General features: G+C 71.3%; 12 protein-coding genes. 7 read left to right on the forward strand and 5 right to left on the reverse strand.

Going from position 1 to position 16,123, the window contains the following annotated elements; translation table 11 throughout:
• Nucleotides 1–22: 22 nt before the first annotated feature.
• Genes OG579_RS10195 through OG579_RS10215 form a run of 5 tightly spaced genes read right to left on the reverse strand, consistent with a single transcriptional unit; the run spans nt 23 to nt 5,163 of the window.
• Nucleotides 23–388: a holo-ACP synthase gene (locus OG579_RS10195; RefSeq protein ID WP_328859036.1), complete on the reverse strand. Its 366-nt coding sequence runs from the start codon at nt 386–388 to the stop codon at nt 23–25.
• Nucleotides 385–1,497: a glycosyltransferase gene (locus tag OG579_RS10200; protein WP_328859037.1), complete on the reverse strand. Its 1,113-nt coding sequence runs from the start codon at nt 1,495–1,497 to the stop codon at nt 385–387. The genes OG579_RS10195 and OG579_RS10200 overlap by 4 nt, the downstream gene beginning before the upstream one ends.
• Nucleotides 1,494–3,956, reverse strand: coding sequence for a glycoside hydrolase family 2 protein (locus tag OG579_RS10205; protein ID WP_328859038.1), 2,463 nt, complete (start codon nt 3,954–3,956; stop codon nt 1,494–1,496). The genes OG579_RS10200 and OG579_RS10205 overlap by 4 nt, the downstream gene beginning before the upstream one ends.
• Entirely contained in the window at nt 3,953–4,927 is a 975-nt protein-coding gene (locus OG579_RS10210) for a DUF1839 family protein (protein WP_328859039.1), read from the reverse strand. Before OG579_RS10210 ends, OG579_RS10205 begins: the two co-directional genes overlap by 4 nt.
• A complete protein-coding gene (locus OG579_RS10215; protein ID WP_045824496.1) occupies nt 4,924–5,163 on the reverse strand; it encodes an acyl carrier protein in 240 nt (79 codons plus the stop codon). The genes OG579_RS10210 and OG579_RS10215 overlap by 4 nt, the downstream gene beginning before the upstream one ends.
• A 276-nt stretch (nt 5,164–5,439) precedes the next feature.
• Between OG579_RS10215 and OG579_RS10220 the strand changes: the two genes are divergently transcribed.
• From OG579_RS10220 to OG579_RS10250, 7 genes are all read left to right on the forward strand, one after another.
• Nucleotides 5,440–6,672, forward strand: a complete 1,233-nt coding sequence (locus OG579_RS10220) for an acyl-CoA dehydrogenase family protein (protein ID WP_408068785.1) — start codon at nt 5,440–5,442, stop codon at nt 6,670–6,672.
• A gap of 5 nt (nt 6,673–6,677) precedes the next feature.
• On the forward strand, nt 6,678–7,670 hold the full coding sequence (locus OG579_RS10225) for an amino acid--[acyl-carrier-protein] ligase (protein ID WP_328859041.1): 993 nt from the start codon (nt 6,678–6,680) through the stop codon (nt 7,668–7,670).
• Between the two features lie 250 nt (nt 7,671–7,920).
• Nucleotides 7,921–8,988 carry a glycosyltransferase family 4 protein gene (locus OG579_RS10230; RefSeq protein WP_328859216.1) on the forward strand — a complete coding sequence of 356 codons (1,068 nt, stop codon included), beginning with the start codon at nt 7,921–7,923 and terminating at the stop codon, nt 8,986–8,988.
• Nucleotides 8,985–12,332: an oligosaccharide flippase family protein gene (locus tag OG579_RS10235; RefSeq protein ID WP_328859042.1), complete on the forward strand. Its 3,348-nt coding sequence runs from the start codon at nt 8,985–8,987 to the stop codon at nt 12,330–12,332. The genes OG579_RS10230 and OG579_RS10235 overlap by 4 nt, the downstream gene beginning before the upstream one ends.
• The gene (locus OG579_RS10240; RefSeq protein ID WP_328859043.1) at nt 12,329–13,519 is read left to right on the forward strand and encodes a glycosyltransferase family 4 protein; all 1,191 of its coding nucleotides are present in this window, start codon (nt 12,329–12,331) and stop codon (nt 13,517–13,519) included. Before OG579_RS10235 ends, OG579_RS10240 begins: the two co-directional genes overlap by 4 nt.
• Entirely contained in the window at nt 13,516–14,904 is a 1,389-nt protein-coding gene (locus tag OG579_RS10245) for an O-antigen ligase family protein (RefSeq protein ID WP_328859044.1), read from the forward strand. Before OG579_RS10240 ends, OG579_RS10245 begins: the two co-directional genes overlap by 4 nt.
• Nucleotides 14,901–16,067: an endo-1,4-beta-xylanase gene (locus tag OG579_RS10250; RefSeq protein WP_328859045.1), complete on the forward strand. Its 1,167-nt coding sequence runs from the start codon at nt 14,901–14,903 to the stop codon at nt 16,065–16,067. The genes OG579_RS10245 and OG579_RS10250 overlap by 4 nt, the downstream gene beginning before the upstream one ends.
• Nucleotides 16,068–16,123 lie beyond the last annotated feature (56 nt).

The following is a 16,123-nucleotide window of genomic DNA, read 5'->3' on the forward strand; positions in this document are numbered from 1 at the left end:
CGCCGGTGAATGCGTGCCCGGGTCAGTCGATCTCGGCCAGCACGACCGCCATCGCGTGACAGTCGGTGTGCGACAGGGTCACGACGATCTCGCCCCACCTCTGCGACCGTGCGCGACGCGCCATCGCACCGTGGAGCCGTAGCGTCGGTGCGACACCGGCGCCGACGACCTCGATCTCGGTGGGGACCGTCGCCTCGTCGGTGACGGCGAGCGCCTTGATCACCGCCTCCTTCGCCGCGAACCGCGCCGCGAGTCGCGCGGTGTCACCGCGTGCCGCGGCGAGCTCACCCGCGGTGAACACCCGCGTCAGGAAGCGCTCACCGAACGCCTCCACCGATTCGGCGATGTCGGACAGCGCCACCAGGTCGCATCCGAGTGCGTGACTCACCGTGCCACCGCATCGACCAGGTCCCGCATGGAGCGTCGGAAGGTGCTGCGCGAGAACGTGTCCGCGTGCCGTGCGATACCGGCACGATCGAGGGCTCCGTCGTCGAACGACGTCATCGCCTCCGCGAGCCGGGCGACGACCTCGTCATCCGAGCCGCCCGGCACCAGGACGCCCGAGACGCCCGGCACCACTGTGTCGAGCGCGCCTCCTTCGGCGACCGCGATCACCGGGGTGCCGCTCGCCATGGCCTCCACCGGGACGATCCCGAAGTCCTCCACACCGGGCATCACGAGGGCGCGTGCGGTCTGCTGCAGTCGGGTCATCTCCGCGTCGTCGACGCGGCCGAGGAACGTGGTCCCGGGTCCGGCGAGGCTCTCGCACAACCCCTGCCACCGACCCGACCCGGCGACGACGAGTCGCACACCGGCGAGGCGGGCGGCCCGCACGGCGAGATCGGGTCGCTTGTAGGGCACGAGGCGGCCGGCGAGCAGGAAGAAGTCCTCCCGCGTCGCGTCGGGGTCGACGGTGAAGCGTTCGGTGTCGACGGGCGGGTGGATCACCACCGCCTCGCGGCCCCACCACCGTTCGATGCGGTCGGCGACCTCGGCGCTGTTGGCGACCACCGCCGTGAGCCCGGGTGCCGCACCGGATTCGGCGCGTCGCGCCACCGCCGCGAGTGCGGCCAGCGCGGCCCGTCCGGCCGGGCCCGAGGCCTCACCGGCACGCATCTCGCGGTCCCAGGCCCACCGGGCCGGGGAGTGGACGTAGGCGACGGTCGGGATGTCGCCGGCGGCGTGCGCGGCCGACACCGCGAAGGCGTGATGGCTGATGACGACGGCATCGACGTCGGCGAAGGAGCTGCGGCGCAGTGCGGTCGGGACGAGGGGCAACAGCGGTGCGTAGGTGCGTCGACCGATCATCCGGTGTGCCGCGTCGAGCCGGGACACGTCGACGCGTCCCCGCAGGACGTCGACGACGGCGTCGGGATCCGCGATCGGCACCCGCAGGTGCGCGTCGGGCCACTCGACGGCGAGTTGTTCGACGACGTGCTCGCTGCCCGCGATCTCGGTGAGCCGCTCGTGGACGAGAGCGATCCTCGACCCGCTCACGGGGCCATCGAGACGGTCACCGGCGCGGCGAGGTCGAGGCTGAGTACGCGCCCCCGGGGACCGCGCTCGTGGTCGGTCCCGGCCGCGGGGGTGAGCGCGACGTCGTAGGGGCGGCCGGCCGCGAGGTGGAACACCGAATCGGCCGGAGTCCATCCGGGCCAGTCGATCTCGACCCACCGCGCGGTGACCGACGACTCCAACCGCACCGACCAGCAGCCGTCGGCGACGTGGGCCGCCGCCTGCAATGTGCCCGCGGGGATCACGACGACCTCGGTGGCGGGTCGCACCACGAACACCTCGCGACACCGCGGCGCCCCGTCGACGCTCAGCACCACCTCCACCGCGTCGGCGGTACGTGGCCCGAACCGGTGGGCGTCGGAGAGGTCACGGAAGACACCGGTGATCTCGCTGTCGTACAGCCGCACCGACCCGTGGGGGGCGACGGCGACCGCCGCGACGCCCTCGGCGACGACCGACCCACCGTCGGTGGTCGCGCACAGCGACACCTCCCCCACCAGCGGCGTGGCGGTGTCGTTGACGACGTCGACCGCGATGCCGGCGAGACCCGCGTCGCGCACGAGCACCGCGACCGGAGCCCACACCCGGCGGAGGACCGACAGCGGCAGTTTGGGGTCGCCGTCGACGTCGATGAGGCCCCAACCCGCACCGGGTGCGGTGTCGGCCGCGGTCAGCACGAGCGCACCGCCGCAGCGGGGATCGGTGCGCCAGTGGGCGTGAGCGGTGGCCATCGCCTCGGCGACGGCGATGCGACCGAGCTGCAGGTGGCGCTCGGGGTCGCGGCTGCGGACCGCCGAGGGCTCCACGCCGAACAGTGCGGCGACATAGTGGTCGCGGACGTCCTCGAAATCCCAGGCCGAACCGCGGTCGCGGGGTACCGCGGCCTTCCACTCGGAAGTGTGCCCGGCGGCCGCCGCGGCGCCGAAGTGCCGCTCGACCGCCGCGGGCGACGGCGGGATGGAGAAGGCGAGACATTCGGCGGCGAAACGGACGTCGGCACCGACGACGTCGGCGACCGGGCGGCGGTATCCGCCCACGCCGAACCAGTGACTGACGCCGGTGTCGGGTCGGAGCGGGAACGCGTCGCTGCCCGGCGGGGCGCTCGGCGACGACTCGACATAGGGCAGACCGTACGCGGCGGCCCGGTCGGCCAGCGTGGCCTCGATGAGGGGCATCGTCCGGCCCTCACGCGGGAGTCCGAGCATCACCGGTTGCTGCACCGTCTCACTCCCGCCGCTGACCACGGCGATCGACGGATTGCCCGACACCGCCCGTAGCATCGTGTCGAGTTCGGCGTCCACGGTGCCGTCGAGATCGGGCGGCGGGTCGAAGGTGGCGAGCATCGTGTCCTGCCAGATGAGGAGTCCGAGTTCGGCGCAGACGTCGGCGAACTCGGCGTCCTCGGGCAACAGTCCGCCCGGGATCCGCACCATGGTCGCGCCGGCGCCGGCGAGCAGGTGCAGGCGCCGCCGGATCGCGGCGGGCACGTCGGGCACCGCGCCGGGACGCACCGGGGTCCACACGGCGCCGCGGGCGAAGATCGGGACGCCGTTGCCGACGAGGGTGAAGCCGCCGTCGGTGGTGTCGACGGTGAGCGTCCGGAACCCGACCGTTCTCGTGGTTGCTGCGCCGTCGGCGGTGGCCGCCGTCAGCCGGTAGAGGGGTTGTTCGCCGTACCCGTGGGGCCACCAGAGTCGGGGCCGGGCCACGGTGAGCGTCGTGGTGAACGCCCCGTCGGTGACCTCGGCGGTCGTCTCGATCACCCGTCCGTCGGGATCGACGAGACGCACGGTCACCGTCGCGGTGTCCGCGCCGGTCCCGTCGGGGTCGAGGCAGCGACCGCGCACGGTGACGACACCCGTGGTCGGGTCGGCATGGACGTCGAGATCGACGACCGCGGCCGCGTCGGTCGTCGTGACGCCGCGCCAGAACCCCACCGGGGCAGGCACATCGCCGTAGACCTTCGCGCGACCGAGCAGCGTGGTGCGCGCCCACCGCAGGCCCTGGGTGGCCACCAGCGACGACCGCCAGCGTCCGCGGGGGCGTCGCGTCGACGCCCATGCGGTGAGCGACCCGAATCGCACCACGATGCGGTGTCGACCCGGTCCGACCGTCGTCGCCACGGGCAGGAACATCGAGGTCACGGTCGCCACCTCGACGTCGTCGACGAACACCGACGCCGGAAAGCTCAGCCCCTCGAACACGATTCGTGTGGTCGCGGCGACGTCGGTGTCGGTGACGAACCACCAGTCGAGGTCGTCGACCGAGGCGTCCGGCGGGCACAGCGCACGCCACCCGTCGACCGCGTCGACCACCGTCGGGCGCGGCATCGGTACGCCCCCGGCGAGAATGTCACCGGTGAGGCCGGTCGGGTCGGTCACGGCGCCGGCGACGGTCGCCACCAGCAGACCTCCCGGCAGGGTCGTCGCGACGGCGCTCACCCCACGGAGGTGTCGACGATGTGCAACGCCGCGTCCCACGCGGTGGCCATCGCCGCCAGCGTCTCGCTCGGATCGACGGCGCGGCCGCGGGCGGCACGCGCCATCCGGAACTGCACCGACTTGGCCCCGGATGCGACCTCCAGGAACGGTTCCCGTGCCGCAGCCGCGCCCGTGGCACCCTGCGACTCGAGCCACACCACGACGTCGGCGGCGAGTTCGGCGGTCGAACCGCACTGGCGCAGCGTGGCGAACGCCCATCGGTGGAAGGTCTCGAGGCCGGCGTCGGGCAGCCACGCGACGGCGTCGCGGACCGAGTCCGCGAGCCGGTCGACCGGGTTGCCCGGGGCACGCCGATCGAGATGTGCGCGTACGAGTTCCAGGGCACGCTCGGGCGCCGCGGCGGTGACGGTGCGGCGGATCTGCTCGGTGTAGGGCGGCAACTCGGGGTGCACACCCGACCCGAGACCGAACACACCGTCGAAGTCCTCGCCGGCGAGGCGATGGGCGCCGGCGTTGTGCAGGTACACCATCTCCCGTGCGGCACGGTCCACCGACAGCGGGACGATCGTGGTCTTCACGTGGCCGCTGCGGTAGTCACTGCCCGCGGTGTCGGGCAGCCACCAGCTGTCCACCTCCACGGTGTGCATCAGTCCCCGCGCCGGCCCGCTCTCGACGGTCTCGAGCACCGGACGCCACAGCGCCTCCTCGCTGACCTCGATGCCGTAGAGGACTCGCAGGTCGTTCTGCTCGGGCTTGATGAACGTCCACTGCCCGCCGTCATGGTCGGCGGCGAACACCGAGATCAGCGACGGCACCGGGTCGTGACCGAGCAGATGCAGGGTCTCGACCCACAGGTCGACGTAACAGTTGGTCTCCGGCCAGACCCGCTCGGCGTCGGTGTGGATCCGGTGCGCCACATGATGTTCCGGATCGGCGAGGCCCGCCGAGGAGACCATCGGCGCGGCGGTCATGCCGGGACCAGCCTCCCGACGACCGCGGCGAGGTTGTCCACGGTGGCGAAGGTCGACTTCTTGAGATCGGTGTCCGGGAACTCGATGTCGAACTCGTCCTCGAGCGCGAGCATCACGTTCACGCTCGCGTGCGAGGTGAGACCCAGTTCATAGAGATCGACAGAACTGTCGACCGACATGGCGTCGACGGACATCTTCCCGTGTGACACGAGAATCCGACGGATCTGGTCCTGCATCGTGTACTTCCCCCTGAATCAGCTGTTGCCGTGAGTGGCGTTGCCCGGCCGGGTCTTCCGACCGGTGCGGTGTGACGTCGGGACTCCCCCGCCCCATGTGACGTCGATCGGGTCGCGCAGTGTGCTGCAACGCCTCACCGTCGATGAGGCATCTGCAACTCGTCAAACCTCGACCTTTGCGATACCGTACCGAGGAACGTACCGCAGCACCACGCGTCGGGTCCACGCGCGCTGACGAGACGTTCACCATCGCCGAGGTCGTCGCCGACGTCGCCGATGTGCACGGCCCACAGATCAATATTCCGATCACCCGGGGGGGTAAGTTCGGTGACAATCACCGCTGTACGCACGTCCGAAGCCGTCGAGGCACCTGATCCGACCAGCACGGTCGCGGTCGCCGCTGCCCACGCCGACGACGTCGATCGCAACGCACGTTTCCCGTTCGAGGCCGTCGACGAGATGCGCTCGTCGGGACTGCTGTCCTGCTCACTGCCCGTCGAACTCGGTGGGCGCTCCACGTCGATCACCGACCTCTGCGCGATCGGACGCAAGCTCGGTGCGGTCTGCAGCTCGACGGCGATGATCTTCGCGATGCACCACACCCAGGCCCTGTCGCTGCGCTTCCACGCGACGTCGGGTGCGGCCGCCGAACTCACCCGTACGATCGCCGAGTCCGACGCCCTCCTCGCCTCGGCGACCACCGAGATCACCACCGGTGGTGACGTCGGCAGCTCCACCTGCGCGGTCGTCGTCTCCAGGGACACAGCCGGGGGCGACACCGTCGTCCTCGACAAGAACGCGCCGGTCATCTCCTACGGCGAGTACGCCGACTACGTCTTCGCGACCGCACGGCGCACCCCCGACAGCCCGAGCAACGACCAGGTGCTCGTCGCGTGTCCGCGCGCCGACACCCGGCTCGAGAAGACCGGTACCTGGGACGTTCTCGGCTTCCGCGGTACGTGCAGCCCCGGCTTCCAGCTCCACGCGCAGACCTCGGCCGCCCACGTGCTGCCCGTCGACTACGCCACCATCTCCGCGCACACCATGCTCCCCGCGTCGCACACCCTGTGGGCGTCGGTGTGGCTCGGCATCGCCGACGCCGCGATGGGCAAGGCCCGCGCCCAGGTCCGCTCGGCGGCCCGCAAGTCGCCCGGCGGATCGCCGCCGCCCCAGGCGGTGAAGTTCGCCGATCTCACCGTGGTGCACCAGCGCTTCGTGTCGTCGGTGGCCCGCGAGATCGAGCGCTACGAGGCGTTTCTCGCGAGCGGGGAGGAGCACACCACGGTCGGCTTCACCCTCGCCATGAACAACCTCAAGCTCGACGCGTCGACCACCATCGTCGACGTCGTCGTCGGTGCCCTGCAGCTCTGCGGCATCAGCGGATACCGCGAGGACCACCCCGCATCGATGGGGCGCCTGCTCCGCGACGCGTTCGGCCCGCAGCTGATGGTGTCCAACGACCGCATCCGCGCCAACAACGCCCAGCTCGTGCTGGCCTACCGGGGGTGACGGACATGACCGTGATCACCGATTCGGGCACCGCCGAACCCGCCACCGCCACAACGACAACAGCGACCACCGCACCGTCGGAGCTCGACCGGGCGCGCGCACAGTTCCGTGACGATCTCATCGACGCCGGGCTGCTGGTGCCCTCGGGTATCGACGGCCTCTACGGCCGCGGCGCGATGTTCGAGGACGTCATCGACGCGATCGACGAGGTCGTCGTCGCCGCCGGTCGCGCCGCGCACGCCGACGCGCCGCGCCGACTGCGGTTCCCACCGGTGTTCCCGCGCGAGTCGTTCGAGAAGACCGACTACATCGCGTCGTTCCCGAACCTGACCGGCGCCATCTCGACCTTCACCGGCGACAATCGGGCACACCGCGCGCTGCTCGCCGACCGAGAGTCGGGTGTCGACTGGGATCACCACCTCGCCTCTGCGGGAACGATGCTCGTCTCGGCCGCCTGCCACCCGAGCTACTCCACGCTCACCGGCACGCTGCCCGACGGCGGTGTCCTGATGGACGTCTACGGGTACTGCTTCCGGCACGAGCCCGCCGTCGACCCCGCACGCATGCAGGCGTTCCGCATGCACGAGTTCGTGATCGTCGGGTCGCCGCAGCAGGCCGAGAACCACCGCGACAGCTGGGTGCCCCGGGGCCTCGCCGTGCTCGACCAGCTCGGCCTCGCCGCGCGCGACGTGCCGGCCAACGACCCGTTCTTCGGCCGCGCGGGAAAGATGCTGGCCGCCAACCAGCTCGACGAGAACCTCAAGACCGAACTCGTGGTGTCGCTGTACGGCGATCTCGACGACGGGACGGCCGTGGTGTCGTGCAACTGCCACCGCGACCACTTCGGCGAGACGTTCACGATCGCGACGGCCGACGGCGGTGTCGCACACAGCGCCTGCGTCGGATTCGGCATGGAGCGCATCGCCCTGGCGATGTTCGCCACGCACGGCCTCGACGTGTCCGCCTGGCCCGCGCAGCAGCGCGGCCTCATCGCCTGACCCGCGTCGACGGAGTCGAGACGAGAGTCCGATGAGCCTGCCCGACGAGACCCGACCGCCGATGGCGCCCGTCGCCACGACACGGGTGACCCGTTCCCAGTTCGAGTCGCGCATCGACGCGACCACGGCCGAAATGACCAGCACCGCCATGACTTCTGCACCGATCTCGTCCGTCCCGACCTCGACCGGCTCTCGCATCCCGCGGGCGGCGGCACCGCAAGCGGCCGGCGCGACGCCCGTCGAGGTCGCCATGGCGTCCACACCTGTCGCCGCGCCGACCGGCGTCCACGACGTGGTGTTCGGCGCGCTGGCGCTGCGGCCCGGAGGCAGCGGGGTGCAGACCTACGCCCGTGAACTCGTAGCCGCGGCGAGCACCCTCGCGCCGGCGTTGTCGATGGCCGCGGTCGTCCAGAGCGACGCCGTCGGCGAGCTGCCCACCTCGGTCGAGCCGCTGACCCGCCCGGTCGGTTCCGGTGTCCGTCGGGCGTTCTCGGGTCTGCGACCGGTACGCACACCCGGTCGGGTCTTCCACTCCCTCGACGTCGACCTGCCGCTGCTCCGCGACGGGATCACCGTGTCGACGGTGCACGACCTCTCGGTGTTCGACACCCCGTGGGCGTCGTCGGCGCTGCGGTCCCGCGGTGAGCGCGCGCTGCTGTGGCGCGCGCTGAACCGCGCCGACGTGCTCATCGCGGTGTCGTCGTTCACCGCCGAGCGGATCGCCGACATCTTCGGTCGTGGAGCGCACGTGATCCCCTTGGCGCCCGCGTCGTGGGCGACCCCGCCGAGCGCCGAGGCCGTCGCCGAGGTCCGCGCCCGCCTCGATCTCCCCGACCGCTTCGTCCTGCAGGTCGGGACGGTCGAACCGCGCAAGGACGTCGCGCTGCTGGCGCAGGCCTGTGCCGAGGCCGACATGCCGCTGGTGCTGGCCGGCGCCGGCTCCACCGGACCGGACGCACCGGCGTCGGCCCACGGCCTCGGCTACGTCGCGACCGACGACCTGCCCGCGCTGTACGCCGCGGCCACGGTCACCGCGTACTGCTCGCGCTACGAGGGCTTCGGTCTCCCGCCGATCGAGGCGATGGCCTGCGGCGGCGCCGTCGTCGCCAGCGCGGTGGGCGCCCTGCCCGACGTCGTCGGCGACGGTGCGCTGCTCGTCGCCGGACACGGTCCGCAGGCCTGGGCGCGCGCCCTGCGCGAGGCCGCCACCGGCGAGACAGGAGCCCATCTGCGTGAGCGGGGCCCGATCGCGGCCGGCGCGCTGAGCTGGGAGGCCACCGCCGCCGCGACACTCGAGGTCTACGAGAGCACCCGGTGACCGCGACACTCGACACCCGCCCGGGAACAACCGGCGCAACCCAGGTGCCCGCGGTGAATCCGGGGGCACCGGGGTCGAGCTCGCCCACCCCGAAGGGGTCGATCGCCCGCAACATCGGCTCGATGTTGTTGGGACGCGTCTTCGTCGCCGCGCTCGGCTGGGCGGGCAGCATCGCCATCGCCCGATCGCTGGGCAGCGAGGAATGGGGCCAGTACTCGTTCGTCTTCGGTCTGCTCGGGTTGCTCAGCGTCATCACCGACCTCGGCGTCGGCCGTGTCGTGCTCAGCCGCCTCGTCGGCGACAGCGAGAGCGAGACGCGTCTCGTGGCGAGCTCGTTCATCGCCCTGCGCCTCGGACTGGGACTCATCGGGTACGCCGCGGCGGTCGGATTCGTCGTGCTCGCCGACTACCCGGGCGTGGTCGTCACCGCCACCGCCATCGCGGGGCTCGTGGTCGTCATCGCCACACCCAGCCACTCGCTCACCGTGCTGTACCAGAGCCGCCTCAAACTCACCGTCGTCTCGGTCATCGAGTCGCTGAGCCAGATCGTGCAGCTCGCGGCGACCGTCATCGCGGTCATCGTGGCGCCGGTCCTGCTCGTGGTCGTCATACCGGCCGTCCTGTTCGAACTGGTCTCCCTCATCTCCAAGGGCGTCGTCCTCCACCGCGGCGGACTCGGCTTCCGCCCGGCCAAGCGCATCGAGATCTGGCGCTGGTCGGAGATGCTGCGCGAGGCGTTCCCGCTCAGCATCGGTTTCGCACTGACGGTGCTGCTGACCAAGATCGACATCCCGCTGCTGTCGAAACTCGACTCGTTCGACGCCGTCGGGCACTACGCGATCGCCTACAAGTTCTCCGACCTCGTCTCGATGATCGGGATCGCGGTGACCACACCGTTGGTGACGGTGCTCGTCGCCAGCTGGCCCGAACGGCTCGAGGAGTTCCGCGGCCGCATGCGCGACGCCGCCGTCCTCACCACGCTGCTCGGGGGCATGGCCGTGATCGGCATCTGGCCGTCGGCGGCACCCCTCATCCGACTTCTCTATGGCCCCGACTACGCCGACGCGGCCCTCGCGACGCGGTTGCTCGTGTTGGGCGCCGGCCTGAGCAGCTTCACCCTGCTCGGCGTCATGACCCTGGTCAGCACCGGACGCCTGCGCACGTTCCCGATCATCGCCGCATTCGGGTTGGCGCTCAACGTGATCGCCAACGTCGTGTTGATCCCCCGGATGTCGTTCGAGGGATCGGCGGTCGCGACCGTGGGCACCGAGATCGTCGTCTGCGTGCTGATCTGGGCCACGGTCCTGCGCGAGGTGGCCATCGGCGACCTCTTCCCGTGGCGCACCATGCTCGGATTGGTGGGGCTGATCGCCGTCCTCACCGCTGCTGTCGCGCTGCTCGCCCCCGCCGATTCGGTGGTGGGCATCGTGCTCGGTGCCGTCGGCGCCCTGGCCCTGCCGGTCGCGGCCCGGGTCGTCGGGATCACCGACAGCATCGACCCGCGCCGCATGCTCTCCGGCCCCGCCCCGACCGACTCGGGTCCGAATCCCAGCGGTTCCGGCCCCCACGGTGATGGCCCCGACACGGTGGGACCCGACCTGGTCGACACCGCGACCGTCGTCGAGCCGACCTTCTTCGGCCCCGCAGTGACCCCGCTGTTCGGCACCGTGCACCGCCCGGTGTCCGGGGTGGCCCGGGCCGGCGTCGTGATGTGCCCGCCGCTGGGCAAGGAGCAGATCGACACCACCCGCGGCGTGCGGATGCTCGCCGAGGACCTCGCGCTGTCGGGGATGGTCGTGCTGCGGATGGACCATCTGCACACGGGCGAGTCGTGGGGAGAACAGGATTCGCCCGACGCGGTCGAGAACTGGCTCGCCGGCATCGTCCATGCCGTCGACCACGTGCGTGGCACCGGGGTCGGCGAGGTCGTCGTCGTCGGGCTCCGTGCGGGCGGTCTGCTCGCCACCGCCGCCGCCGAACGCATCGACGGTCTCGCCGGTCTGGTGCTGTGGGATCCGGTGCTGCGGGGACGGACCTTCGTCCGCGGCCAGACCCAGCTGTTCCGGATGGCCGTCGCCGCCGATTCGGCCGGGTCGTCGCTGCGCGGCCACACCGACGACGTCGTCGACATCGTCGGGGCCGGGTGGCACCGGACGACCGCGCAGGCATTGTCGGCGATGTCGATCACCCTCGACTCGCTGCCCGACTGCCCCGTCCTGCTCGCGACGTCCGATGCCGATCTCGCGTCGGCACCCGCCCGCGCCCTGCTCCACGACGAACGCCCCGCCGGGCGCGTCGAGGTGGTGCGCACCGTCGACCCGACCGCCTTCGTGACCCCGCCCAGCTTCCTGGTGGAACTGCCGCACGAGTCGGTCCACGCGATCGGCGCCTGGATCGATCAGCTGCTGCCCACCGAACCCCTTGTCGTGCACCACCGGACACGGTCCTGGGCCGTCGTCGACGGTGAGCCCGCGGGATCTGCGTCGGCGGAGGTGATCACCGAGATCGTCACCGCGCCGGACCGTCCGCTGGTGTGGATCACCCGCCCGGCCCAGGGCATCGCCCACAGCGCGCTCGTGGTGCACTCGACGGCCGCCGACATCCGCACCGGACCCGCCCGGCTCTGGCGCGACCTCGCCGTCGAGGCCGGACGACTCGGCGCGGTCACCGTGCGCTACGACCGACGGGGCGTCGGTGAGAGCGGACGGGTCCGCCGTGCCGACGATTTCGCGCCGCTGCACTCGCCCACGTCGATCACCGACGCCCGGGAGGTCCGCGACCTCGCACGGTCGCTGACGCCGGGACCGCTGACCCACGTGGGGATCTGCTCCGGGTCGTGGTCGGCGTCGCGTGTCGCCCTCGACGTCGCCGACGACGCGCCCGGACAACTCGACCGGGTGGTGCTGGTCAATCAGCTCACCTGGCGACGCGACGCCCCCGTGCTGGGCGGCGACGCCCCCTTCGGCCCCGAGGTCTCCGGCGCCGTCGACGACGCGGCTCCGTCGCTGCGCGGTCGCCTCAAGCCGATCGTGGCGCGCTTCGCCCCGTACGTGGTGTTCGACGCGGTCGCCCGACTCGGCGTCATGCAGAGCCCACGCCTGCTGCTGCGCCCGCTGGCCAAGGCCGGGATCGAGACGCACCTCGTCTTCGGTAGCCGCGACTACGAGCACTTCCTGAGCCAACGTGGCCTACAGGCACTGAGCAGCGTCAGCCGCGGTGGTCGGGGCCCGTCGGTCCACGTCGCCCCGGGCGGCGACCATCCCGGATTCCACCCGGTGGTCCGCGAGGCGGTGCTCACCGAGTGCCTCCACGCGGTCGCCCTCGACGGTCGGGAGCAATCATGACCGACAGCAATGAATCGGCCGTCTCCGACAACAGTGAATCGGCCGTCTCCGACGGGGTCCTGTTCGTGACGCATTCGCCGCAGCGCTCGGGCGCGGAGTCGGTGATGCTCGACCTCGCCACCGAATGCCACCGTCGCGGGATGTCGGTGTCGGTGGCGTGCCCGGTCGGCCCGCTCTCGCAATCGTTCCCGCCGTGGGTCGTCCACGTCGAGATCCCGCACCTCGGTCGCGACCACGGTCGTCGTACACGCGCCGGCGCGGCGTGGGGGATGGCCCGGTCGATGGTGATCGCCGCGCGCACGTTGCGCGCCCACCGCGGCACCCCGATCGTCGCGAACTCGGCGCACACCCTGCCCGCGCTGCGCCTCGCCGGCGTGCGGTCGGTCGCCTGGCTCGTCCACGACCACGTCGTCAGCACGAAGACCCGGATGTTCATCGCCGCGGGACGTCCGCTGCTCGACCGGGTGGTCGCGGTGTCCCCGACGACCGCGTCGGCCCTCGACGGTCTCGTGGACCACGTCGCGGTCGGCCGCCTCGGCGTCGACATCCCCGACACGGCCCCCACCGGCACGCCGACGACCGGTGCCCTGCGGGCCGGCACCCTGTCGGTGCTCACCCCGTGGAAGGGCATCGACGTCTTCCTCGAGGCGGTCGCCCGGATCGAGGACGCGACCGCTGTCGTCGCGGGTGAGGCCTTTCCCGGCGACGTCGGGTACGCCGCGCAGCTGCGCGAGCGTGCCGGACAGCCGGATCTCGCAGGGTGCGTGACGTTCCCGGGTCGGGTGCGTGCCGCAGACGCGTTGGCGGAGTGGACGGTGCACGTGTCGGCGAGCATCGCCCCGGAAGCCGGACCGCTGACCGCGATGGAGGCGATGGCCGCTGGCGTTCCGGTCGTCGCCACCGACCACGGAAACCCCAGCACCCTCCTCGCCGACCGGCGCGGGGTGTTGGTGCCCCCGGGTGATCCGGTCGCCCTCGCCGAGGCGATGTCGTCGATCGCCGCCGATCCGGTGGGCACCGCGGCGATGGTCCGTCGCGCGTACGCCCATGTCGCCGAGCACCACGATCGCCGCGAGACCGTCCCCGCGCTGCTCGACCTGCTCGTCGGCACGACACGCTCGAGTGCCCCGGACGCACACGCCGACGCCGTCGCGACCCCGTCGCGCGGCGGGGGCGGGGCGCGATGAACACCGGCGTCATGCACACGGCGACCTACGGTGTCGCCGGCATCGTGGGACTCGCTGTCGCGGTGTGGATCCTGATCCGACCCCAACGCGGTGTCCTGCTGTTCGCGGCGATCTCGCCGCTGCACTACATCCTGATCTTCGCTCTCGGCGCCGGGTTCCCGAACGGATGGAAAGAAGGCCTGTTGGGCTTCACCGCTGTGTGCGCGGTGATCCGGACGCGATGGTCGGCGGTCCCGCGCTTCACCCAACCGTGGGCCTACCTGTTCGCCCTGTTGGCCGCCATCGGGATCGTCAGCGCCCTGGTGACACTCCCGATGAACGTCGCGCTGTCACCGATCAAGATCACGTTCTTCTACGGACTGGTGTTCCCGATCATCATCTGGCTGCGTCCGCTCGACGCCGGCGATCGCGACCACCTGATCTCGATCATGATGCTGCTGGGTCTCGGCACCGGTCTGTACGGCATCTACCAGCAGGTGACCGGAGCCGATGCGCTCGCCGCCCAGGGGTTCGCCTACAACACCGACATCCGGTTCGCCGGCGGTCTGTTGCGGTCGTTCAGCACGTTCGGCCAGCCCTTCCCGTTCGCGCTCTTCATGATGCTCGTGCTCCTGGTGTGCGGATCGGTCGCCGCGGCGCAACCCCGCCGCCCCCGCAACCTGGTGTTCCTCGTACTCACCCCGATCTACCTCGTCGCGATGTCGACCGCGGTGGTGCGCGCCGCGTTCCTCGGGTTGCTGATCGGCCTGCTGTGGATCGGATTCCATCGCTACCGGAAGCTGTTGACTGCTCTGGGGATCGGCGCGATCGTCGCCGCGGCCGTCACCGCAGTCTTCTCCGGACCGGTGCTGTCGACATTCCTGTCGTCGAACAGTCTCGGCGAGCGCGGCACGGGCTGGAGCGACTCGATCACCTCGATCCTCGGTCACCCCTTCGGCATCGGACTCGGCACCACGGGTTCGGCCGCCGAGGTGGTGGCGAAGGCGACCCGATCGTCGTCGGCGCCGTATCAGCCCGACAACTACTACATCAAGGTGGCGATCGAGTTGGGTCCGTTGGCCCTGTGGGTCTTCGTCGGCGTGCTCGTCGTCGCGGTGCTGCACACCGTCCGAGCGTCGCGCGCCGCGACCGATCCGGTGGATCGCAATCTCTGCGTGGGCGTCTCGGCGGCCGCCGTCGCCGTCGCCGCCGCCGCACTGGTCTCCACGTACTTCGAGATCTTCCCCGACGACGCCTACTTCTGGTTGCTTCTCGGCGCTGCGGCGTCGACGGTCGTCGCGCCCCGCCGTGACACCACGAACGGCGACATCGGGGCCGAGGGTCCTCACGACGCGGATGCCGCACCCGTCGACGCCGTGCCCGACCCCACTACCCTCGTGCGGTGACCCGCGACGGATTCGGGGTCCGTCGACTGTTCGCCACCAGGCGACGACGGACCATGGTGATCGGTGCGCTGGTCGCCGTCGTCCTCCTCGTCGTGGCCGGCGGGGTCACCGTCGCCGTGATGCCCGCCCCGCTGGCCCGCGTCCTGGGCATCCACGACACCCAGGTGGACCATGCATGCGTGCCGGCGACGCCGCAGACCCCGCTCGGGGTCGCCGCGGGTAGCGGACTCACCACGCTGTCGGACGCCGACCTGGCGCGGACCCTCGACATGACCGCCGAGGGCGGTATGCGGTGGATCCGTTTCGACGTGCCGTGGAGTTCGGTGGAGGCCACACGCGGCCAGTACGACTGGGCCGCGACCGACCGTGTGGTCGACGCCGCGCGGGCCCGCGGTCTCACCATCCTCGGCATCGTCGACACGACACCCACCTGGGCGCGACTGCCGGGGGCGCTCGACAAGGAGTTCTCCCTGCCGAACGACACCGCCGCGTTCGGCAACTTCGCCGGGCTCGCGGCGCGGCGCTACGCCGACCGGATCACCGCCTGGGAGGTGTGGAACGAGCCGAACATCGTCAACTTCGCTGCACCCGCACCCGATGTCGCGGTGTACGGCCGGATGCTGTCGGCGGCGTCGATCGCCATCCGCACCAATGCCGCACCGGGGGTCACGATCGTCACCGCCGGGCTCTCACCCGCCGTCGACGGGGGCGGAAACATCGCGCCCACACGGTTCCTGAGCACGCTGTACCGCGTCGCCGATTCCGCGTCGTGGGACGCCGTCGGCATCCACCCGTACAGCTATCCCTATCTGCCCCTGGACTCCTCGTCGAAGTCGTTCAACGCGTTCGCGCAACTGCCTGCGCTCTACGCGACGATGCGCCGCAACGGTGACGGCGCCAAGAAACTGTGGGTCACCGAGTACGGGGCACCCACGGGTGGCACCTCGAAGCAGAGGGTGTCCGAACAGTTCCAGGCCGATTCGCTCTGGTCGGCCATCATGTCGACCCGGTCCCGCGGACACTTCGGCCCGTTCTTCGTCTACAGCCTGCGCGATGCGGGCACCGACACCTCCGACGTGGAGGACAACTTCGGGTTGCTGCGCAACGACTTCAGCCCGAAGAAGGCCTACGGCGCGGTGCGCGCCGCCGCCGACTGCCGCTGAGGCGGCGCATCGCTGCCGAGGTCCGCACAGACGACCGCCGCTGAACCGACAGGCGG

The sequence above is a fragment of the Williamsia herbipolensis genome (assembly GCF_036153515.1).
GTDB lineage: Bacteria > Actinomycetota > Actinomycetes > Mycobacteriales > Mycobacteriaceae > Williamsia_A > Williamsia_A herbipolensis.